Below are 19890 nucleotides of genomic sequence, written 5' to 3'. Positions count from 1 at the left end.
GAAGACGCTGTCCCCGAACACAGCACTCCGAAAGGCAAACAGACCTGGAAGGAGCGGATCCGATGGCATGAGGGCATAAAAGGCCAACATGACAGGGAAGCCTAGAAGAAAAACCACCGCCGCAAGGAGTAGCGACCATCTTTTCGCTTTTTCTCTGGCGAACTCGACGGTTCCTGCTCTCGCTGCCACAATCTTCCCCTCTCGCTTGACGAAACCCTGTCGTCCCTTTTCCGGACCATTTCTTCCAGGTCTCCCGCGGTAAAGAACGACGCGTTCCGCACAGCGAAGGCCTCGACATCGGACTTCATTTTCTCCTCGGGATTCCAGTGCCCCTCCATCTCTGAAGCATCCACGATGTTCTCCCCCACATCTGCCGTGGCGGCTTCAAAGCGGACTAGAGAATGGTAGTAGTACTCCACACGCCTGATCGCACTCCTCGTATTGATCGCCGCCATCGTGGCTAGCTCCTCGTAGTCCGAACCCGCCGAAGCAAGACCACGCCACATGGCGGTGTCGAATCGCTTCTCCAAGATCTCTCCCATGAAGACTCCGGACGCGCTGCCGTCGGCATAGCATCCCTTCAAGGACTCCACTTCCCCGATTTCCTCCCCTCTGTTGATCGTGTCCAGCACCTGGAAGAGCCTGGGATACTGGTTCGGATCCTTAGGAACCCATTCTACGGGAGGACGCCTGACGAGCTGGCAGGAAGCGTATCTGAAAAGGGGCTTGGAACCTTCGGGCTTGGAAAAACCTATCACCGGAGGCCGGTCTTTGTCTGACAGGAAATCCAGGGCCGTCAAACCGCTGCAATTTGGAGGATCATCGTCCTTCCGCTTCCGGATGCTGAAGTCCATGTCGAGTAGGACCGCCTTGACCCCCGGATTCTCCTCAAGCGCCCTCTCTATTCCCTTCGGATGCATGACCGGAATGAAGCGAAATTCATTCCGCCTTCGCTGCAAAAAAGCGTCAAGGGTCTTCTGAACAGGAAAGACCATGTCGTCGACGACCATCACGTCCATGCGTTCACTTCCTACACCCGAGAGCTTGCCCAGTAGGCTTCGACAACTTTGACTTCTCCTGCGGCTTCGAGGCTCGGCAGCACGAGATCTCCACCGCACTCTCCAAGTACTCTCTTGAGTCGGCGCATGGAAGTGCCCATCTGATTTTCTGAAAAACCAGGGCCGTCATCTTCAACAGTCAAGCTGATCCGATTTTCTTCCTTCGCTCCAGAAACCACCACGTTGGGCCATTCTCCTCCTCCCCTCGACTTCATGGCATTGGTACAGAGGTCGAACAGAACGGACCTCGCGATCACAGCGTCCATCTCATGGAACTTCATACCTTCACTTCCCGCCCGTACGTTCAGGCAGTTCCGTGCCTCCGGGGACATCCACGCCCGCAGATTCTCCACCATTCCCATCAGGCGCACCTCCCTCATTCCTGATTCCAACTCCTTGATACAGTTGGACAACTCGTCCCTGAGACCGGACAAGTGCAGATTCATCTCCTCCGCGCCGCTGACACGGGCGGCCATCTCGACAAAGTGAAGTGGATTGCTCACCGAAGCATGCACCTGCATCGCAGCAAAGATCCTCTCTCTTTTGAGCGCTGGACGCCGAGCAAGGCTCGCCGACTTCAGGAACCTCTCGTACATGACCAGGAAAGGATATTCGAGAAGAAATACCAAGCAGCACGCGTAGGATACGATGTTCGCTTCGTAGGGCGAAATCGCCAGCACGAAAGAGTACAGGAGGACAGCGGCCACCGGAACAGAAGCACGCATGAACCTGATCCAGGCAATGGAGGCGGCGTTCGAAAAGCTCCCATACAGCGAGGAATCGAAGAGAACCTGGGCAAGGCTGCTGGTGGCGTACACCACCATGAGGGCGAGAGTAATATTGAAAAGACCAGGATCCCCCGTGAACAGCACATCGGAGAACGATATGGCGACAACCACGAGAACCGGACCGACGGTCTCCAAAAGACCCGGTATGCTCACTCCCGCCTTCCAACTCGAGTCTTCCATTCTCGTTGAAACATATCTGATCAAACGATTCTTCGATTTAACTAGAACCGCAAGGAATGCCTCCTGGGAGTGGAGCACGTTGAGAGAGGTTCCCACCATGGGGACGAGGAAAACCAAGATCCACCATGTGAAACCAGAAGCCCACCAGGCGGCCACAATCGCGAGAAAGACGAGCAGCAGCCTCACGATGGAGAAAACTCGCCCCATGGCTAGCGTAATATACCTGGCCAGTTGATGAGTGTTGTGCTCTCGGAGCGCAGTGTCGTACAGTAAGACCTTCACAGTTCCTCCGGTTATATCAAATACACAAAAACAGCATGGCCGACCGAGAGCAAGTCGGGAAGGTCTCCGGAAGAAAGTTCTCACCCCAGGAGACGAGCACACCAGGACGGGAAGAGGACACGGGGCCTCCCTGTATCTGACCTCTCTCCGCTCTCTGCGGGGTCCAGCATAAAGAAAAAATCAGAAACCCTGTTCTTTTCGGAGGCGCCAGAGTACCCGAACACCTTCCCGTCAAAGAAGAGCACGTACCGGACATCCCTCCCGTTTTCCCGTGACTCACCAGAAGAAAGAGCCACGAGCCCACCGCCAAACACGGCACTCGGAAATTTTATGTTCTCGCTCCCTGATTTCAGCATCGACAAGACAACGCAAGCTCCGCTGAACTCAGCCTCTTCAAAGGAGATGGTTCCGTTAACCAGGTTAATCAAAGACAGATCAACCAGGCCTTCCCCCAAAAGGGCATTGCTAAAGACGAAGTTGGATTCGACCGCTTCCAGGCCATAGAGCAGGACATCGCCGCCCAGAATTTCGGCCCGAATGAAGTTGACCCCGCTGTGGCCCGTGATCCTGGCGTTGGAAAGGGAAACCTTCCCCGACTCGAGTCGAGCTCCATCGAAGTCAACAGAAGTTTTTCTGGCCTGAATATTACTCAGGTCGATCTCACCCGATCGGACAATCGTTTTCCCGAAGGAGAAACGCCCCTCCTCGACCTTGGCCTCGCGGAAGGATATTCCTCCTCCCGCGAAAGTCGACTTCCGGCAGTTAACCGGCGCCTTGGTGAGCTCTGTCGACCCGAAATCGATCATCCCTTCATCGAAAGCACACCCGGAGAAGTTGAGTTCGATGCCCGTCAGGTGGCTTCTACTGAAGTTCAGTCCTCCACCCAGGAACTTCGCCTCACGGAAATCAAGCACACCCTTGGTCAATTCACTGTTGCTGAAGTCAACGGCGCCACCCACGAATTCAGTGTTTCGGAAGGAGACTCTTCCGGAGGATATATCAACCCCCGAGAAGGAAACCACCCCTCCTGTGATCCGGACTTGATCGAAGTCGATCGCACCCCCCGAAAAGCTGGCCCCTCTGAAGTCGACAAATGCATTCGAGAAGACCGAGCTTCGGAAAGACACCTTACCCTCGAACACGGCATCCCTGAAAGACACTCTTCCGCCCGAGAAAACAGCCTGCTCCAGGTTCCCTTCCTGGAATACGATGCCCGATAAATCAAAGTCCCTACCCTGCCATCTGGTGTTTTCACGAAGGCGATCACCCATAAGCCGGATAATGGTTCTGGCGATCTCCCGTCTCGCCCTTGCGCTTGCGCTTGCGCTTGCGCCAACATCCGACCCGGAAGTTGCAGAGTCCTCTGGTTTTCTTCCGGCTTCGTCAACACGCGCCGAATAAGGTATCCGCAAGTAGGAGCACAAAACGTCGATGATCATCTGAACTAGTTCTTCGCGCTTCGCAGGCGACTCATCTGCCAGAAGTGTCAGCGCATGGACACCAGCGAGGCTGACCGCAGGCTCTGGGTCACCCAACTGAGAAGCGGCCGTCGTGAACCGTTCCGTGAACAGTCTGACGTTTTCACGCTCAGACTCGTCTTCGTTGACGCGCTGCTTTCTATAGGCAATGACCATCAGCGCGACTCCGCCCATCCCTGCAACGATAGCCACTGCACGGGTCATGATCGCATCGACTGATCTCGGCGTTATCTTCTCAGGTTCCTCCAGAACCGGAAGTCCCAGCAAAATGAGAGACACGGCAAATATCGCCAGGACGGCAAAAATGACCAAGAGAAGCGAAATCAGAATAAGCCAACCAAGCCACATGGGCTTGCGCCTCAGGCGAAAATAAGCCCCGAAAGCCACAATGGCTAACGCGGCCACCAGAAAAATCACCAGGGAGAAATTTAGAAGGATCCCTTTCTGGGGTATCCACTCGATGAGACGCTGAGTTGGGCTCCAATCCACGAGGGTGATCAAGATCAGGGTAACCAGGACGAGGAGTACCAGCCCCACAGAAGGAAGGAACCAGCTCCGAGACCAGATGCTAGTCATGCCGCTCATCCTAGACGAGAGGAGCGGGATTTATCAGACTTTTTCGCGAAGCACCTTGCCTTCACAGAAACACGCCCCACACAAGCAGGATCCGTGAAACACCCCATCATCCGCTGAATAATCTTTCCAACGCTCGTCTCCTATGCCGAGCAGGCATCTGTGTCGGAAAGCTTCTCACCGAGGTTCTCTCAACGATGAGCACCTCAAAAAGGCGGGCAAACTTCGCGATGACTTCGAAAGCAGACATCATGGAATAATCTCGCAAATAAGTCAATCCCCTGGTAGGAAGGTTCTCTTCCACAAGATCGCCCGCTGAACCAGAGGCTTCACGTTGGTTACCTGTTCTGCCACGGAAGCCCCGGGGACGTCGACGGAAGGGTCTAGCCTGGTGGGCGTGCCCGCGACCCCGACCACCCGAGTCCCCGACCAGCTCGTCCTCGACGAACTGACCTTCCGGGTCCGCCCGTCGTCGCGGCGCAGGACCGTGGGCATCACCGTGGACCGCGACGGAACGCTGCTGCTGCACGTCCCCGAGGGCATCGCGTGGGAGCGGGTCGAGAGCTGGGCGCGGCGCAAGCGCGGCTGGGTGCGCGACAAGCTCGCCGACAAGGACGTGCTGCTCTCCCGCCAGCCGCCGCGCGAGTTCGTGTCCGGCGAGGGGTTCGACTACCTGGGGCGGCGCTATCGCCTCAAGGTCACCGACGAGGTCGAGCGCGTCCACTTCAACGGCGGCCGCATCCGCATGCACCCGGCCGTGGCGTACGGCCCGGACCCGGCGGCGGCCATGGCCGCCTGGTACCGGGAACGGGCGAAGCTGTGGCTGCCGTCCCGGTTGCGTCCCTGGCGGGCACGGATGGCGCTGCACCCGGCCGGAGTACACGTGCGCGACCTCGGCCACCGCTGGGGCTCGCTCGGTGCGGGCGGCAGACTGAACCTGCACTGGGCGATCATGCAGCTGCCGCCCCCCGTCGTCGACTACGTCCTGGCACACGAACTCGCCCACGTGGCGGTGCGGGACCACTCCCCCGGGTTCTGGGACCTGGTGCGTACCGCCGTGCCCGACCACGAACGCCGCCGGGAGCGGCTCGCGTTCCTGGGCGGGCAGGTGTGGCTGGGCTGACCGGACCGGGCTGACCGGGGACCGCCCGGTGGGCGGCTCCCGGTCCGGGGCCGCCGTCGTGCGGCCGCCGTCATCCGGTCACGGCCGCCCGCGGCGCTTCTCGGCGGTGGCGACCAGGCGGGACGCCAGGTGGTCGGCCGTGTCCTCGTCGAAGAGCTCGATCCCGCCCAGGTGGCAGCCGATGAGCACGCGCACCACCTTCTTGCGCAGCTTGCCCGCGCCGATGGGGCCGTAGCTCGCCAGGGCGACCTCGCGGTGCATGAGGTCGGTGACCTCCACGGTGAGCTGGCGCAGCAGCCGCCGCAGCCCCTCCTCCAGGGAGGAGTCGTCACCGTCGCGCACCGCCGCCGCGAGCAGGTCGTAGAACGGGGCCTGGGTGTGCGGGTCGAGTCCGCTGTCGTCCGCCTGCCGGTCGGCGGCCACGTCGGAGGCGAAGTCCCGCAGTGTCTCGGCGAGGTCCTTCCAGTTGCCGTCGAGGCTGGCCAGGATCTCGTCGAGCCGTTCGGAGAGCTTGCCGTAGCGCTCGGGGTCGCTGTCCAGGTTCTCGCTGATGTGGTGGCGCAGCGCGTGCTCCATCTCCGAGGCCTTGGCCCGGTCGGAGGACAGCGCCTCGACCTTGGCCTCGAAGTCGGCCGCGGTGATGGCCGTGGGCGGGATCTTCGTGCGGATGTCGTGCACGCGGACGTACCGGTCGATGAGGTCGCGGACCTTGCCCCCGTACAGGGTGGGGTCGAAGCCGTCGGCCTCCCGGTAGCGGCCGCGGGCGATCTCGGCGATGGCGCCGAAGGCCTTGGCGTCGGGGACGAACTCGCGCGCCTCGGGGCGCGGCAGCACCGTCTCCAGGCTCCGGTTGAACTCCTTGAGGGCGTTGGAGAACTCCCGCCGGACGCGCTCGTCCTCCAGTACCTGGACGCACGCCTCCCTGCCTTCGTCGGTGTCGAAGCGGTCCAGCCCGCGGATGGTGAAGACCCGCCGGGCGCGCTCGTGCCGCTCGCGCAGCAGCGGCACCTCGTCGCGCACGCTGCTCAGGGCGCCCTCGACGTCCTCGGCGGCGTAGGCGGCCAGCGCGGTCTTGAGGTGCTCGGCGACCCCGTAGTAGTCGATGACGTAGCCGACCCGCTTGCCGTTGGCGGTGCGGTTGACCCTGGCGATGGCCTGGAGGAGCTCGGCCTCCTTGATGTGCCGGTCCAGGTAGAGGATCTGTTCGTTGGGTGCGTCGAACCCGGTCAGCAGCATGGAGTTGACCACGAGGAAGGCCAGGGTGCTGGTCCTGGCCGGGTCGGGGCCCGGACCCACCGGGGGCAGCGGCCTCTTGAACTCACGGACGTGGTTGCGGTGCCCGGTCTCGTTGGTCCACGTCCTGGTCCACTCCTTCCAGTCCTTGTTGTCGTTGTGGCTGCCGGAGATCACGGCGGCCGTGTCGAGCCGGGCGATGAGGTCGCGGTAGCGCAGGGCGCGGACGAGCCGGGCGGTGGCGGCGTCGTGGACCCTGCCGCTCTCCGCCTCCTCGGCGGCCTCGGGGGTGCGCAGCCCGGCGGGCAGGGCGTCGATCTCGGCGACGAGCTCGTCGCGGGCCCGGAGCAGGGCGGCCCGGTAGCGGACGGCGGCCTTGCGCGAGACGGCCACGACCTGGGCCTTGAAGCCGTTGGGCAGGATGACGTCGACGTAGTGCCGCAGCATGCTCGCGGCCTTCTCGGCGATCATCCCCTCGGCTTCGAGAACGTTGTTCTTGGTGGCGTAGCGCCTCTTGAGCTCCTCCAGCTGTTCGGGGGTGGCGTCGATCATGCTCACGAACAGCTCGTCCAGGTCGTTGCCGTCGCGCACGTGGGCCCCGGCCGTGCGCCCCTCGTAGAGGATGGGCACGGTGGCGCCGTCGGCCTCGGACTGCCTGATGGTGTAGGAGTCGATGAACTCGCCGAAGACCTTGCTGGTGAAGCGCTCCTTGTCGCCCATGATGATGGGCGTGCCGGTGAAGCCCACCCTGACCGCGTTGGGCAGAGCGCCCATGAGGTTGGCGTGCAGCTGCGAGGTCTGGGAGCGGTGCGCCTCGTCCACCAGGATGAGGATGTCGGCGGAGTCGTCGATGACGTCCAGCTGGGGGACGATCTCCTTCCTCCCGCCCCCGGCCTCCGTCTCCGGCTCGTCGGTGTCGGTCGGGTCGTCCGCGTCGGTGTCGGTGTCGGCCGCGCCGCTGCCGGACTCGCCGAGCTTCCCCGCCTGGTACTTGTGGATCATCGCGAAGTACAGGCCCTTGCCGGGAACGGCGAGGGTCGGTGCGAGCTCCTCCACTCTCGGGATGACCTCGCTGCTCTCCCCGGTGAGCGCCATGGTCCTGGCCAGCTGGTCCTGGAGCTGGGTGCGGTCGGTGACGACGACGATCTTGAACCCGGTCAGCTTCGACTGCGAGCGCATGACCCGCACCAGGAACACCATGGTGAGGCTCTTGCCGGAGCCCTGGGTGTGCCAGACGATGCCGCCCCGGCGGTCGAACTCCCCGTCCTGGAGGCGGGTGGGCTTGGTGAGCATGCGCTGGACCGAGCGGTGCACCGCTCGGTACTGCTGATAGCGGGCCACCACCTTGACCCTGCTGGTGCCGGTGTCCATGAACAGAGTGAAGTGCCGGACCAGGTCCAGCAGGACAGCGGGGCGCAGCATCCCCGCGACGAGGACGTGCTGGCCGTTCAACGCTTCGGGGCCGGTGAGCCCGGCCTCGGCGGCGACCCGCTCGCGACTGTGGGGCTCGGTGGTCTTCCACTCCGCGTAGTGCTCGGGTCCGGCGGTGAACCCGGCGGCGCGGGCGTTGGTGCCGCAGGCGGCCACGACGAACTGGTTGGTGTGGAAGAGGCGTTCGTTGCCCTCGGCGGCCCTGACCCCGGCGCGCTGGTTGGCGTAGCGGCGCAGCTGGTCGATCGCCCCGGCCATGGGGGCGTTGGCGTCGGGGCCCTTGGCCTCGACGACCACCAGGGGGATGCCGTTGACGAACAGGACCAGGTCGGGGATGATCCGGTCCTTGCCCGTGGGACCGGGTCCGTCCACCGTGAACTGCCGGACGACGCGGAAGTCGTTGTTGTCTACGTCGTCGAAGTCGATGAAGCGGACGGTCTGGCGGCGTCCGCCGTGCCAGCCCTCGACCCCGTCGACCTGGGTGCCGGTGAGCAGGAGGGCGGTGAGCTCCTCGTTGATCTCGACCAGGGTGCGCGCCTGGGGGCGGGTGAGGGCGCTGACCGCCTGGGACAGGCGGGCCTCGTCGAGCCACTCGCGGCCGTCGTCGTCCGGGTTGATCCGGCGCAGGGCGGCGCGCAGGCACGGTTCCAGGACGGTCTCCCGGGGGGAGGAGCGCCCGGTGTCCTCCGCCAGGGTCCAGCCCATGGCGGTGAGCTGGTCGATGAGGGGTTTCTCGGTGAGCTCCCACTCCGGGCCGGTGGGGCTGGCAGAACCTGCCGTGTGCGAGGCGGGGGAGCCGGGGGCGTGGGGAGAGGCGTGGGGAGAACGGCCCTCGGAAGCGCGCATGGGCACCTTTCGCGGCGTCAGGGGGTGGCGGGCGGCATGTCCTTGTTGCCCAGATTCTGCCACCCGCCAACGTCAAAACCCGGCGTTTTCGGCGCTCCCGAAGGCCGTTGTCCAGCGGCCGGAACCGGCCAGCGCGGACGGGAACTCGCCGGGCCTACTCGGCCCCGTGACCCTCGCGCAGGGAGGAGAGGAGGGCGCTCCAGTCGGAGGAGGGGAAGGTGAGGTGCCCGAGGGGACGGTTCTGGGTGTCACGGACGTGGACGTGGGCGGGGGTGTCCGCGACCTCTACACAGTGGCCTCCCTGGTTGCCGCTGTAGCTGGACTTGTGCCAGTTAGAAGGGGTCGATTCCATGGCTGTGTGCCTCCTTGTAGCGGGAGATGAAGTCAACGGACTCGTCTGGCGAGAGGGACATCGAACGCAGCACCCCGAAGCGCAACGTGTATTGTTCCACCTCGTCAGCGTCAGCGGTTACACGACCACTGCCAGGGATCTCGGCATAAGCCCAGTGCTCACCACCACTCATATCCAGAACAGTCAGAGAGCCGTCCATCGCCGCGTGCACCCCCTTGGCGAAGGGCAGCACCTGAAGACGGATACGCGGCCTTGCCGCCAGCTCAGCCAGATACTCAAGCTGAGCGATCATCACATCCTTGGTGCCCACGGGACGCCGAAGGACACTCTCATCAAGCACTGACCACATCAGCGGCGGCTGCTCCCGCTCCAACATCTGCTGGCGGGCGACACGGGTGTCGAGCAAGCGTTCAACCTCCTCTTCCTCGGCTGGAGGCCAGCCTGCGCTCAGGACCGCCCGTGCGTACTCCCGAGTCTGGAAGAACCCAGGCACGACCTGTGTCTGAAAGTCGTGGATGACCCTGGCCTCCCGTTCCAGCTCCGCATACTCCTTGAACCCACGCGGGTACCCCTCCTGCTCATTAGGCCAAAGACGCAAGAGAGCACCACGCGCGCCAAGAACCTCATCCGCCTTCTCCGCGAAGGTCTTGCGCGGCGCACGCTCCGCCCGCTCCATCGCACCCAGCATCTGGTAGGAGACCAGCGTCGCCCTGGCCAGCTCCCGCTGAGACAGGTCCGCTGCTCCCCGCAGACGCCGAAGCTCGTTACCAAACTGCACCAATGCCGCTTTCGCGACCGTCTTCCGACCAGTAGGCATGACCACAGTTGACCACACAAGTACACGGCGTACTGCACTTTTCCACAAACAGCTACTTCTCATGGCGACGCAGGACTTTTCAGTGTCCAACGTGTCACTGTGGCCAAGTGAGGCCGAGACGCGATCCGGTACTCACACAAGCGGCCCTGGACGGTGCGCGAACACCGAACCAGGGCCTTGGCCCACGACCTGAGTCAGACAGGTGAGGACCCATGTCCAACCGTATCGTCCCTAACGCCCCCGAACCGCGACAGCGCCTGCCGCTGCGGCGCTGCTCCTTCCGGTTCGTCGGACGCCCCGAGAGCGTGAAGGAGGCCCGCGACTGGCTGGCGCGCAAGCTGGTCTTCTCCGGCGCCCCCGAGGAGACCGCCGAGAACACCCTGCTTCTGCTCTCGGAGTTGGCGACCAACAACGTCCGACACGCCACGGTCAACAGCGTGGGACGCGGCGACTTCTACATCCGCTCGTTCTTCTTCTACAGGTGGCTGCGCGTGGAGGTGCTCGACGCCTACAGGCGCGTTCCGTCCCTGCGCGCCGTCGTCCCTGACACCCACGCCGAAGGCGGACGCGGCCTGCTCCTGGTGAACGCCCTCGCTTCTCGGTGGGGGAGCTTCCAATCCCTGCGCGGACCTGGGATGTTCTTCGAGCTGCGATGGCACGCACCCGAGCTGCTGGCCCCGGTGGTTCCCCTTTCCCGGAAGGGACAGTGAGCACCATGGAGGGTTACCACGTGAGGCCGAGCGCGGCCGTGCTGACGCTGCGCGAGGAGTTCCCCGACTTCCTCATCTACGAACTGCACGAAGGCCGGGGGCGACTCTGCTTCGTGGCGACGAGTACCCGGACCACCGCGAGCGGCCAGCCCGAGCTGGTTGTGTGCGCGGGCGCCGAGGAGCTTCGGAAGGCACTGCGGGTTCTGGAAGGTGGTGTGGCATGAGCGCCCTCATGACCCTGGAGACTGTCGAGGCTTCCGTTCCCCAGGAGGTGGCGCGCCTTCACGCCACCTACCGCAAGCGGGGGTGGACGGTGTGGCACGGCAACGCGACCGGCCAGTACTGGGCGGCGCACACCCGGCGCATGGTGATGCTGAGCGGTGACAGCGCTCAGGGGTTGGCGGCGGAGATCGAGAAGGTACAGCCCAGCAGGCCGGTGAAGGCGGTCCCGGTTCAGACCCGGCGGTCGCACACGGAGTCGAAACTGCCGCCGAGGCCGAAGCCTCGCGGTTCCTGGGGCTGGACAGGCGTGGTGGCCAGCCGTAGGCAATAAGCCGTAGGCGGTGACGGCCGTGGCCCGGGGCGGATGTTCCCGGGCCACACGTGTGTCTGGGGTGGAGTCAGACGGGAAGGTCCTTGAGCTGGTTCACGCGGACCCGGCCGGTGAGCAGGTCGTCCATGAGCCCGGCCTTGAGCTTGCGCAGCTTCTCCAACCGCGCTCGCTCTGCGGCGATCCGCTCGTCATTTGCCTCGATGATCGAGACAATTCTTTTCTGCTCTCTAAGTGGAGGCTGAGCCACAGGCACCCGAGAGATTGATGCCTGAGTGACAAGCGGGTTATCGTTCAGACTCTGACTCTTCCGAAGGTCAAACCACTTGAGATAGAGAGCAAGGAATTTCTTATCCCAATCACCAAATACACTTTGAGAATAGAGTGCATTATCTGTCACCCAAGCAGGAGATTCCGAGTAATGGACAGCACCAGAGTACTGCCCAACCCTGCCAATTATAATGACATCACCGTCGACCAATGGGTGCTTTGTGTAACCAATGATCCCATTTCCACCATAGACTGGGAACCCGCCTTCCTCATCTTCGCCAATGAGCTTAGAAGATCCCCCAGCAAGTTTCAGGACATCAGCACAACGCAGCAACTTCCAGGACCCCGTCTGGCTTTCGCCGCCACGAACACCATGGCGTGACACAGAGTCCGGACCGAAGTCCGCATCCTGACGAGCCTCAGCTAAGCCAACACCCATGGCTTCACTGAGAACTGCTTTCCGCACCCGGGAAAGTTTGGCAGAACTGTGCTCGCTAGCATGTATTGATACATCCACTGCATCGATCGCCTCAGCGATCTGCCGCTGCTCGTAGAGAGAAGGGAGAGCGAAGGTGTACTCCCCCATCTCCGACCTGTTGACCTTAGGAATGCCGCTTCTTCCAGAGACTGAACTGGCGAAAGCGGAAAACTCTTCACCGAGAATTACCGACAGCAGGAAGTTCGCGTCGATTTCTCCACTTGGCCGCAAAGGATACATGTCGGCTGAGCATGTCCCACAAAAGTCAACCAAGGCGGCTTTTCTTAGCGCGGGGCGGATCTTTGAGTAAGCAATATCTCCTGGGCCAACTTGATACTTCCCGCTTATAGCAGACTGGTCAGCAGCAGTTTCCTTCTTTACAATCCTGCCGGTCCCACTCTCGATGTGGTCGGGAGCCAACAGTACTTGAGCTCGGAAGGGTGCTCTGGTTGGGTCTACCTGACCCGATGGCATGGAGACCACATCGAGCAGGCGAACCATTCGCCACCCCTCAGGAAGAGCTTTAGACATAATCAAGCTCTTTCAAGAATCCGTTGAACTTGAGCTCAGCCTGCTCACGCCGAGCCTCGATCTGCTCCAGCGAGGTATGGTACTTATCCCACCAGTTCTCCAGAAAAGCCACGACCTCGCGCCGTTGTTTGGCTACGTAGTCGTTCAACTCGGCTGCCAGCTTTTGCTCCGCGAATTCCATAACGTGGCGACGCTCCGCCTCTTCGCCCAGAGCGTGACGGGCCAACCGCAGAGCCTCGACCAGATCCCCGCGAAGGGCCTTGACCTTCTTCTTCGCTTCGGTGCGGTCCTTCTTCAGCTGCTTCAGCTCAGCATCGCTCAGAGCCGTTTCCGAGCCCTCAGCGCCGTCGTCCCCGTCTCCCTCGGCCGCCTCGTCGCCGTCCTCACCCTCCACCGGTTCTGGAGCCGCGGCCTTGATCCGGGCGTCCAACTCCGAAGCCCTCTGCTCCGCCTCGGCCAGCTTCTCCAGGTGCTCCGGGATCAGCGCGGACACCAGCGGATGCTCCGCCGGGTCCCTGGGCGGCGTGGCCTCTAATCCGTCCTCGATGGTGGTGATCCAGCCGTCCAGCACCCCGCCGAAGCCGTTCTCCGCCAGGGTCCGCAGGTCGTACTGAATGGAATCCCACCAGCGCACGACCACGCCCGTGGTCTCGAACCGGTCCAGCGACCCCACCGGTTCCAACGCCTCCACGAAGCTGTTGATCAGCTCCCGGCGCACCTTCAGCAGGTGCTTGGTGCCCGGCAGCGCCACGACCAGGCCGCCCTGGCGCTCCCACCAGTCGTCCAGGGCCTTGAACAGCTCCTCGCGCTTGGCGTGCACTCCCGGGTCCCCGGACACCTGCGCCGCCAGGTCCGCCCGGGTCAACCCCTCGGCGAAGTCGCGGTAGGGGCCGTGCTCCCCGTCAGCCCCGTCCGGGCGCGGGATGAGCGTGTGGTCGGCGCTGAACCCGATCCGGGCGAAGGCCTCGACCCGCTCGGCGATCTCCGCCTCGGGCACACCGCCGTGCAGGTGCGCGTACACGTCGTGCGGCTCCGGCGGCGGGGCGTTGTCCACGTACCGGCGGATGTTGAAGTTGAAGTCGTTCTCGCGCAGCTCCTCGTGGTCAACCACCCGCGAGTACCCGGGGATCTCCGCGAAGTTGGTGTAGGCGTAGAGGATCTTCTCGGTGTGCTCGGGCAGCAGGTGGTTCTGCGCCTTCCCGGCCTTGAACTCCCGGTCGGCGTTGATGAACAGCACCTTGTTCCTGCGCTCGGCCGGTTTGCTCCGCCGGGCACGGAACACGATGACGCACGCGGGGATGCCGGTGCCGTAGAACAGGTTGGGCGCCAGGCCGATGACCGCCTCGATGCAGTCGTCGCGCAGCAGCTCGGTGCGGATCTGGCGTTCCTCACCGCCCCGGAACAGCACGCCGTGCGGCATGACGGTCGCGCCGCGACCAGTCGGTTCCTTGAGCACCGCCACCATGTGCTGGAGGAACATCAGGTCGGCCTTCTTCGAGCCGTCCTTGACCCGACCCCAGTAATAGCGCACGTCCGCGAGCTCGGCCTCCTCCCCCTGGAACACCTGGGAGAACGGGGGGTTGGCCAGGACGACGTCGAACCTCTCCAGCTCACCGTCCTCGACGTGCATCGGGTGCAGGAGGGTGTCCTCATTGCGCAGGTCGGCCTCGGGGATACCGTGCAGCAGCAGGTTCATCTTGGAGATGGACCACGACCCGCCGTTGAGCTCCTGCCCGGCCAGGCGCAGGTCACGGGGCTCGCGCCCCTGCTCCGCCATGTGCTGCTTGGCCATGATGAGCATCCCGCCCGACCCCGCCGTGGGGTCGTAGACGCTCTCCTTCTCCCGGGGGTCGGTGAGCTGGACCATCATCCGCACCACCGCGCGCGGGGTGTAGAACTCGCCGCCGCGCTTGCCCGCCGAGTCGGCGAACCGGCCGATGAGGTACTCGTAGGCCGCGCCGAGCAGGTCGGGGAACTCGAAGTCGGCGTCGCGCAGGCTGTACCTGTTGAAGTGCTTGACCAGGTCCCGCAGCGAGCGGTCCGACAGCCGCGTCTTGCCGATGGTGGCGGTGAAGTCGATGTGCTGGACCACGCCCTCCAGCTCGGGGTTGGCCAGCTCCAGCGCTTCCAGGGCCTTGTTCAGCTCACTGCCGACGTTGGTGTGCACCTCGTCGCGCAGGCGCTCCCAGCGGGCCGCCTCCGGCACGAAGAAGACGTCATCGTAGTAGATGTCCTTCTCCGACGACGCCCTGGCCCGCTCCTCGCTGAACCCCCTGTCCTCGATCAGCTCCCGGACCACCTGGGCCTGCTGGTCGGCGAACTCGTCGGAGGCGCGCTTCAGGAACAGCATCCCGAAGATGTACTCCTTGTACTCGGAGGCGTCCATCCGACCGCGCAGGATATCGGCCGCCGAGAACAGGTGCCGCTCCAGCTGCGGCAGGGTGAGTTTGGAGTGCGTTGCCACCGGTTCCCCTCTTGACGTGTTCCGCCCCCCAAGACGTACGGGCGCGGAACACCAGACTAGAGGCGCACTGGCGAGGCTCGAACAGGTCCTGCCGAGCCCCTGGTCACAGGCTCATTCCGCCCCGAGGCTCGTCGGTCGTCCCCTGCGGGACACGGACTCAAGGAGGTCCGTCGGGGCCATCGGGACTCCGGTGCGCGCCGAGAGGATCAGGGACTCGCACAGGGCGAGGGTGCGCATCCCGTCCGCGCCGTCGATCTCGGGTTCGCGTACACCCGCGACGGCGTGCGCGAACTCGTGGATGGCGGACGCGACCCCGCTGCGCGACACGTCGTCCCTGGCGAAGAGCGGCCGGACCGGTTCGTGCCTGAGCGCGGGGTCGGACGAGTCGGTACCGTTTCCCGCTTCGCCCGTGCGAGCGGTGAGGGCAGTGAGGTCGGCGAGGACCTCGTCCGTCGTGGTGCGCGTACCGTCGCGGCCTTGGTGCCAGCCGTCCCAGACCTCCCACGCCCGGCTGAGGACGTGGCCGCCATCGGCCAGGACGATCCGCCTGGACCCGCCCGGCGGCTCGTGGTCGCAGGAGCGCAGGCTCAGCTGCACGACCGCGCCGGACGCGCACGTCAGCGTCGCGAACAGTCCCGTGGCCCGTCGCGGATCACGCGAGGGCTCACCCGGTGAGAAGCGGGCAACGCAGTGGACGGACTCGACCTCCCCCAGGAGGAAGCGGACGAGGTCCATCTCGTGCGCGCCCATCTCGTGGGCGAGGTAGGACCCGGCGGTGTCGGGGTCGGCGTACCAGTCCGCGGCGTTGTGCCGGGCGTCGTGGAGCGGCGAGCAGACGATGTCGGTGGTCATGGAGACGACGCCGTCCGACCGGTCCAGCAGGGCGCGCAGGGCGCGGTTGGCGCACACGCGCCGGTAGTTCTCCGCCACGGACAGCACGCGGCCGCCTCGCTCGGCCGCGCCGACCATCGACGCGGCCTGCTCCACGTCGAGCGCCAGGGGCTTCTCCACCAGGACGTGCTTTCCGGCCCGCGACGCCCGGACGCAGACGTCGTGGTGCGCCGATGTCGGCAGTACGACGTCGACGGAGTCGAGGGCCTCGTCGGCCAGCAGGTCCTCGACCCGCCCGGTGACGAAGGGACGCGGGAGACCGGCCCGGGTGAACAGGTCGGCGACCCGGTGCGCTCGCGCGCTGTCCCGGTCGCAGAGGTAGGTGACGCGCAGACACGGTTCCAGGCGGCCGGTCGCGATGAACGCCCTGGCGTGGCGCTCCCCCATGCTGCCGCACCCGATGATCCCGACCGTGTACCCGGTCCTGGCACCGCGCCGGGTCCCCTGCTCCCGTTGCTCCCGTTGGTCCACTGTTCGTCCTCCTTCGCGACGGGCGCTCCGGCCCCCGGCTTTCCACCCAGGGCCCTGCCAGCAAGGGAACCGCATCAGGGCCCTGCCGCTTCCGGCGACCCCTGTGCTCCGGTTCGTCCGCGTTCGCCGATCCGCTCCGGCCGAAAACCTCCGCCCGGACTCCGGACCCCGGACCTGTCAGACTGCGGCCGTGTTCCATCAGGTGGAGGCAAGCTGAGGAGCGCGGCCGCCGCCCCGCCACCGGACGAAACACGGGCGGTAGGCGCCTTTCCCGGATCAGGGTCGGACCGAAGGGTTAGGCTGATCGCACCTCGGGTTCATAGACCCCCGCGAAACACCACACGTATGATCGAAAAGAGCCGTTGACGTGCGAGAAGACCGCGTTCCCGGCCCACACGAGGGCAGGGAGGGAGTGGCATGGCCAGCGTGACCGACGTCGCCCGGTACATCCTCGACCGCCTGGGCGCCATGAGCGCGATGAAGCTCCAGAAGCTGTGCTACTACTCCTACGGCTACCACCTGGCCTGGGAGGAGCGCCCGCTGTTCCCCGAGCGCTTCGAGGCCTGGGCCAACGGCCCGGTCGCCCCCGTCCTGTACGCGCGTCACCGCGGCCTGTTCTCCGTGGCGCCCGAGGACATCGAGGGCGACCCCGAAGCCCTGGACCCGGGTGAGCGGGAGTCCGTCGACCTGGTCCTGGGCTCGCTCCAGGGCTTCAGCGCACACCAGCTGTCGGCGATGACCCACCGCGAGCCGCCCTGGCTGCGCGCACGCCAGCGGGCTGGTGCCGAAGGACTCGAACGGAGCACCGAACCCCTGGCGGAGAACGACCTCCACGAGTACTTCGACGCGCTCACGGCGGCCGACAGTGCCCAAGGGTAGGGGCGGGAGGAAGAAGGCTCCCGCACCTGCCCCGCCTCCGGGCAAGAGCCCGCCCAACCCCGACCGGCTTCCCCAGGCCGACAGCTCCCACGAGCGCATGTGCTGGCGGTTCGAGCACGTCGACCACGAGGGACCGTGGGGGTTCTCGGAGGTCGCGGGTGAGGACCTCTGCGACCTGCTGAGGAAACTGCGGGACTTCGAACGGATGAGTGTCCGCGAGCTCTTCCACCAGAGCGGCGGTCTCGCGAAGAGCTACGACCTGGAAGGACTGCCGAACAAGCAGGCCAAGGAACGCCTGGAGCACCTGCGGCTGGCAGATCAGACCAGGATCTCCCGGTTGAGGATGAACGGGCCCGGCAGACTGTACGGCTTCGTCGACGAGAACGTCTTCCACGTCGTGTTCTGGGACCCCGAACACGCCATCTGGCCGAGCGCGAAAAAGCACACCTGAACGGAGCGGAAGCCCTCGGCCCCGGTGCGACCAGCGGAGGGGCCCCGGGGCCGAGCCCCGGAGCCGGAGGCGGTGTGCCCGGAAGGGCTGGAGGACACCGCTGACAGCGCGGCTATCGACGCCCGCGCCGACGAGGAGACGGTCCCCTTCCGGTCCGAGGACTACGCGTGAGCCGTCAGGCAGTCCCGGGTTCCCCCGGCGCGGCGGATGCGGGTGATCGGGACCGGGAGCACGCACACGGGGACGGGCAGGCGCAGCCGGTGGCCGGTGTCGGCGGGGACGCCCGTGTCGGGGTCCAGGAGCAGTGCGGCCAGCGAGTCGCCGTTCTGGGCGGCCACGACCAGGTGGTCTGGCTCGTCGCGGTGTCCGCGAACAACGGTGAAGTTGCGCGGCCACGGCCCTCCGGCCGGGGTGTCGGCGACGTGCTCCAGGCGGGCGCCGCCGTCGCGGACGGCGAAGGTGGCGATCGTGTCCGCGCCCCGGTTGGAGACGTAGACGTGGTCGCCGTTGGTGAGGATCTCGGCGGGGAAGTTCGCGCCCGCGGCCCCCTCACCGGTGGCCTCGACGGAGCCCAGGTGCTCGGCGGTGCCGGTGCCCGGGTTCCAGCGCAGGACGTGCACGCGCGAGTCCAGCTCGCCCGCCACGTAGAGGTACTCGCCGAGGACGGCCGTGTGCCGGGGCCCGGTGCCCGGCGGCAGGGCGACGGCGCCGACCTCCGCGCCGCCGCGCAGGACGCGCAGCTCGTCGGTGCCCAGGTCGGCCACCAGCAGGTGACGGTCGTCGGGGGCGGCGGCGCTGTGCGCGTGCGGCCCCTCCTGGCGGTCGGTGACCGGGCCGCTTCCGGAGTGCGCGAGTTCCGCGACCGTCTCGTCGGGGGAGCCGTCCCCGGCCAGGGCGTACAGCGTGGCCACTCCGTTGGCGTAGTTGGTCACCGCCAGTTCGGAGCCGCGCGCGAGCACGTGGCAGGGCGATCCGCCGCCGGTCGGGGCCTGGCCCAGTTCGGTGAGCCCGGCGCCGCCGTCGATCCGGAAGGCGGTGACGGCGCCCTTCTCGCGCTCGTTGACCGCGTACACCGTGGGCGGGTCCTCGCGGAAGGCGAGGAAGGAGGGGCCCGGCGTGCGGGCGGCGGTGCCGCCGTCGGTCATCTCGCCGGTCATGGGGTCGAACCAGACGCGGTAGATCCCCTCGCCCTCCCCGGGCGGGTCGGAGTCGGGGGTGTAGGTGCCCACCAGCAGGAGCCGCTTGCCGTCCACCGAGCTGTCCGCCGATTCGCCCACCGGGAACCCCGTTCTCATCGCACATGTACCGAAGGTGGTCTACACCACCAGCGGCATGCTATCGCCCGGCGTGCCTGTTCCGCCTTGGCCCTGGTGCCCTGGTACCGGCTCGGATTGTCGAACTCTCCTTCCCTCCGCACCCGAGGCTAGGCTTGTCAGGACCTGAGTTCATGGACCGCGTGCAAGCGCACGGTCCGCGACCGTTCGTGGCCGGGCGGTCGGGCGCCCCGAGGAGAGGCGAATGACAGCTGAACCGGTCGACCCGGGCCAGACGGCGGCTGAGTTGGCCGAGGCGTTGGCCGACCGCGGACTGGTCCTGGTGAGCGCCGCGTATCTGGAAGAGTTGGCGGACACCGCTGACAGCGCGGTGATCAATGCCCGCACCGATGAAGGGACCGTGCCCTTCCGGGTCGAGGACTACGCGTGAGCCGCTACGCGATCGAGATCAAGGCCTCGGCCCCGCAAGGAGCTGCGCAAGCTCGACGGATCGGTGCGTAAGCGCATCGTCGAAGCCGTAGCGGACCTTGCTGACGATCCGCGCCCAGACGGCTGCAAGAAGCTCAAGGCCAGGGACGGCTACCGCATCCGTGTCGGCGACTACCGGGGGGTCTATACCGTCGATGACGGTCAGATCACCGTGGTTGTCGTCAAAGTCGGTGCCCGAGGTGATGTCTATGACCGATGAGTGTTCGTACCACCGAGCCGTCCTCGGAGCCATCGGGAAGCCCGTGGAACGCGGGCAGACCGTGACGGTCCC

18 protein-coding genes are annotated in these 19890 nt (G+C 65.2%); 8 read left to right on the top strand and 10 right to left on the bottom strand.

Annotated elements, in window-relative coordinates:
- Positions 1-101: 101 nt before the first annotated feature.
- From AC0VX6_RS06240 to AC0VX6_RS06230, 3 genes are all read right to left on the bottom strand, one after another.
- On the bottom strand, positions 102-1019 hold the full coding sequence (locus AC0VX6_RS06240; protein ID WP_475467701.1) for a hypothetical protein: 918 nt from the start codon (positions 1017-1019) through the stop codon (positions 102-104).
- Between the two features lie 11 nt (positions 1020-1030).
- A complete protein-coding gene (locus AC0VX6_RS06235) occupies positions 1031-2308 on the bottom strand; it encodes an ATP-binding protein (protein ID WP_475483712.1) in 1278 nt (425 codons plus the stop codon).
- Positions 2309-2388: 80 nt separating this feature from the next.
- Positions 2389-4362 carry a pentapeptide repeat-containing protein gene (locus tag AC0VX6_RS06230; RefSeq protein WP_475467697.1) on the bottom strand — a complete coding sequence of 658 codons (1974 nt, stop codon included), beginning with the start codon at positions 4360-4362 and terminating at the stop codon, positions 2389-2391.
- Between the two features lie 394 nt (positions 4363-4756).
- Here AC0VX6_RS06230 and AC0VX6_RS06225 point away from each other — a divergent pair, with 394 nt between their 5' ends.
- Complete coding sequence (locus AC0VX6_RS06225) at positions 4757-5482, top strand: M48 family metallopeptidase (protein WP_475467695.1); 726 nt, start codon at positions 4757-4759, stop codon at positions 5480-5482.
- A 78-nt stretch (positions 5483-5560) separates the two neighbouring features.
- On the opposite strand, the gene AC0VX6_RS06220 is transcribed toward AC0VX6_RS06225, so the two are convergent.
- The 3 genes from AC0VX6_RS06220 to AC0VX6_RS06210 all read right to left on the bottom strand — a co-directional run bounded on the left by AC0VX6_RS06220 (position 5561) and on the right by AC0VX6_RS06210 (position 10161).
- The gene (locus AC0VX6_RS06220; RefSeq protein WP_475467693.1) at positions 5561-8992 is read right to left on the bottom strand and encodes a type I restriction endonuclease subunit R; all 3432 of its coding nucleotides are present in this window, start codon (positions 8990-8992) and stop codon (positions 5561-5563) included.
- 154 nt (positions 8993-9146) lie between these two features.
- Entirely contained in the window at positions 9147-9344 is a 198-nt protein-coding gene (locus tag AC0VX6_RS06215) for a DUF397 domain-containing protein (RefSeq protein WP_475467691.1), read from the bottom strand.
- Entirely contained in the window at positions 9325-10161 is an 837-nt protein-coding gene (locus AC0VX6_RS06210; RefSeq protein ID WP_475467689.1) for a helix-turn-helix domain-containing protein, read from the bottom strand. The genes AC0VX6_RS06215 and AC0VX6_RS06210 overlap by 20 nt, the downstream gene beginning before the upstream one ends.
- Positions 10162-10373: 212 nt before the next feature.
- Here AC0VX6_RS06210 and AC0VX6_RS06205 point away from each other — a divergent pair, with 212 nt between their 5' ends.
- Genes AC0VX6_RS06205 through AC0VX6_RS06195 form a run of 3 tightly spaced genes read left to right on the top strand, consistent with a single transcriptional unit; the run spans position 10374 to position 11424 of the window.
- Positions 10374-10871, top strand: a complete 498-nt coding sequence (locus AC0VX6_RS06205) for an ATP-binding protein (protein WP_475467687.1) — start codon at positions 10374-10376, stop codon at positions 10869-10871.
- A gap of 5 nt (positions 10872-10876) precedes the next feature.
- Entirely contained in the window at positions 10877-11095 is a 219-nt protein-coding gene (locus AC0VX6_RS06200; protein ID WP_475467686.1) for a hypothetical protein, read from the top strand.
- A complete protein-coding gene (locus AC0VX6_RS06195) occupies positions 11092-11424 on the top strand; it encodes a hypothetical protein (RefSeq protein ID WP_475467684.1) in 333 nt (110 codons plus the stop codon). The genes AC0VX6_RS06200 and AC0VX6_RS06195 overlap by 4 nt, the downstream gene beginning before the upstream one ends.
- 67 nt (positions 11425-11491) lie before the next feature.
- Here AC0VX6_RS06195 and AC0VX6_RS06190 read toward each other — a convergent pair whose 3' ends face one another.
- The 3 genes from AC0VX6_RS06190 to AC0VX6_RS06180 form a co-directional block, all read right to left on the bottom strand.
- Positions 11492-12670, bottom strand: coding sequence for a restriction endonuclease subunit S (locus AC0VX6_RS06190; RefSeq protein WP_475467682.1), 1179 nt, complete (start codon positions 12668-12670; stop codon positions 11492-11494).
- A 22-nt stretch (positions 12671-12692) separates the two neighbouring features.
- Entirely contained in the window at positions 12693-15164 is a 2472-nt protein-coding gene (locus tag AC0VX6_RS06185; RefSeq protein WP_475467681.1) for a type I restriction-modification system subunit M, read from the bottom strand.
- Between the two features lie 111 nt (positions 15165-15275).
- Positions 15276-16526 (bottom strand): Gfo/Idh/MocA family oxidoreductase, encoded by a 1251-nt coding sequence (locus AC0VX6_RS06180; RefSeq protein ID WP_475467679.1) that lies wholly within the window; start codon positions 16524-16526, stop codon positions 15276-15278.
- Positions 16527-16943: 417 nt separating this feature from the next.
- Here AC0VX6_RS06180 and AC0VX6_RS06175 point away from each other — a divergent pair, with 417 nt between their 5' ends.
- Both AC0VX6_RS06175 and AC0VX6_RS06170 read left to right on the top strand, forming a co-directional pair.
- Positions 16944-17405: a Panacea domain-containing protein gene (locus AC0VX6_RS06175; RefSeq protein ID WP_475467678.1), complete on the top strand. Its 462-nt coding sequence runs from the start codon at positions 16944-16946 to the stop codon at positions 17403-17405.
- Complete coding sequence (locus AC0VX6_RS06170; RefSeq protein WP_475467676.1) at positions 17392-17856, top strand: hypothetical protein; 465 nt, start codon at positions 17392-17394, stop codon at positions 17854-17856. The genes AC0VX6_RS06175 and AC0VX6_RS06170 overlap by 14 nt, the downstream gene beginning before the upstream one ends.
- Before the next feature lie 161 nt (positions 17857-18017).
- Here the strand turns inward: AC0VX6_RS06170 and AC0VX6_RS06165 are convergent, their stop codons facing one another.
- Positions 18018-19151: a lactonase family protein gene (locus AC0VX6_RS06165; protein ID WP_475467675.1), complete on the bottom strand. Its 1134-nt coding sequence runs from the start codon at positions 19149-19151 to the stop codon at positions 18018-18020.
- A gap of 223 nt (positions 19152-19374) precedes the next feature.
- Between AC0VX6_RS06165 and AC0VX6_RS06160 the strand changes: the two genes are divergently transcribed.
- Together AC0VX6_RS06160 and AC0VX6_RS06155 are read left to right on the top strand one after the other, a co-directional pair.
- Positions 19375-19560: a hypothetical protein gene (locus tag AC0VX6_RS06160; RefSeq protein ID WP_274976574.1), complete on the top strand. Its 186-nt coding sequence runs from the start codon at positions 19375-19377 to the stop codon at positions 19558-19560.
- A gap of 63 nt (positions 19561-19623) precedes the next feature.
- Complete coding sequence (locus tag AC0VX6_RS06155; RefSeq protein ID WP_475467674.1) at positions 19624-19818, top strand: type II toxin-antitoxin system RelE family toxin; 195 nt, start codon at positions 19624-19626, stop codon at positions 19816-19818.
- The last annotated feature ends 72 nt before the right edge of the window (positions 19819-19890 follow it).

This window comes from Nocardiopsis sp. iso_25 (assembly GCF_056173305.1).
Note: the sequence above shows the minus strand (reverse complement) of the source record. Positions and strands in the feature narration are given on the sequence as shown.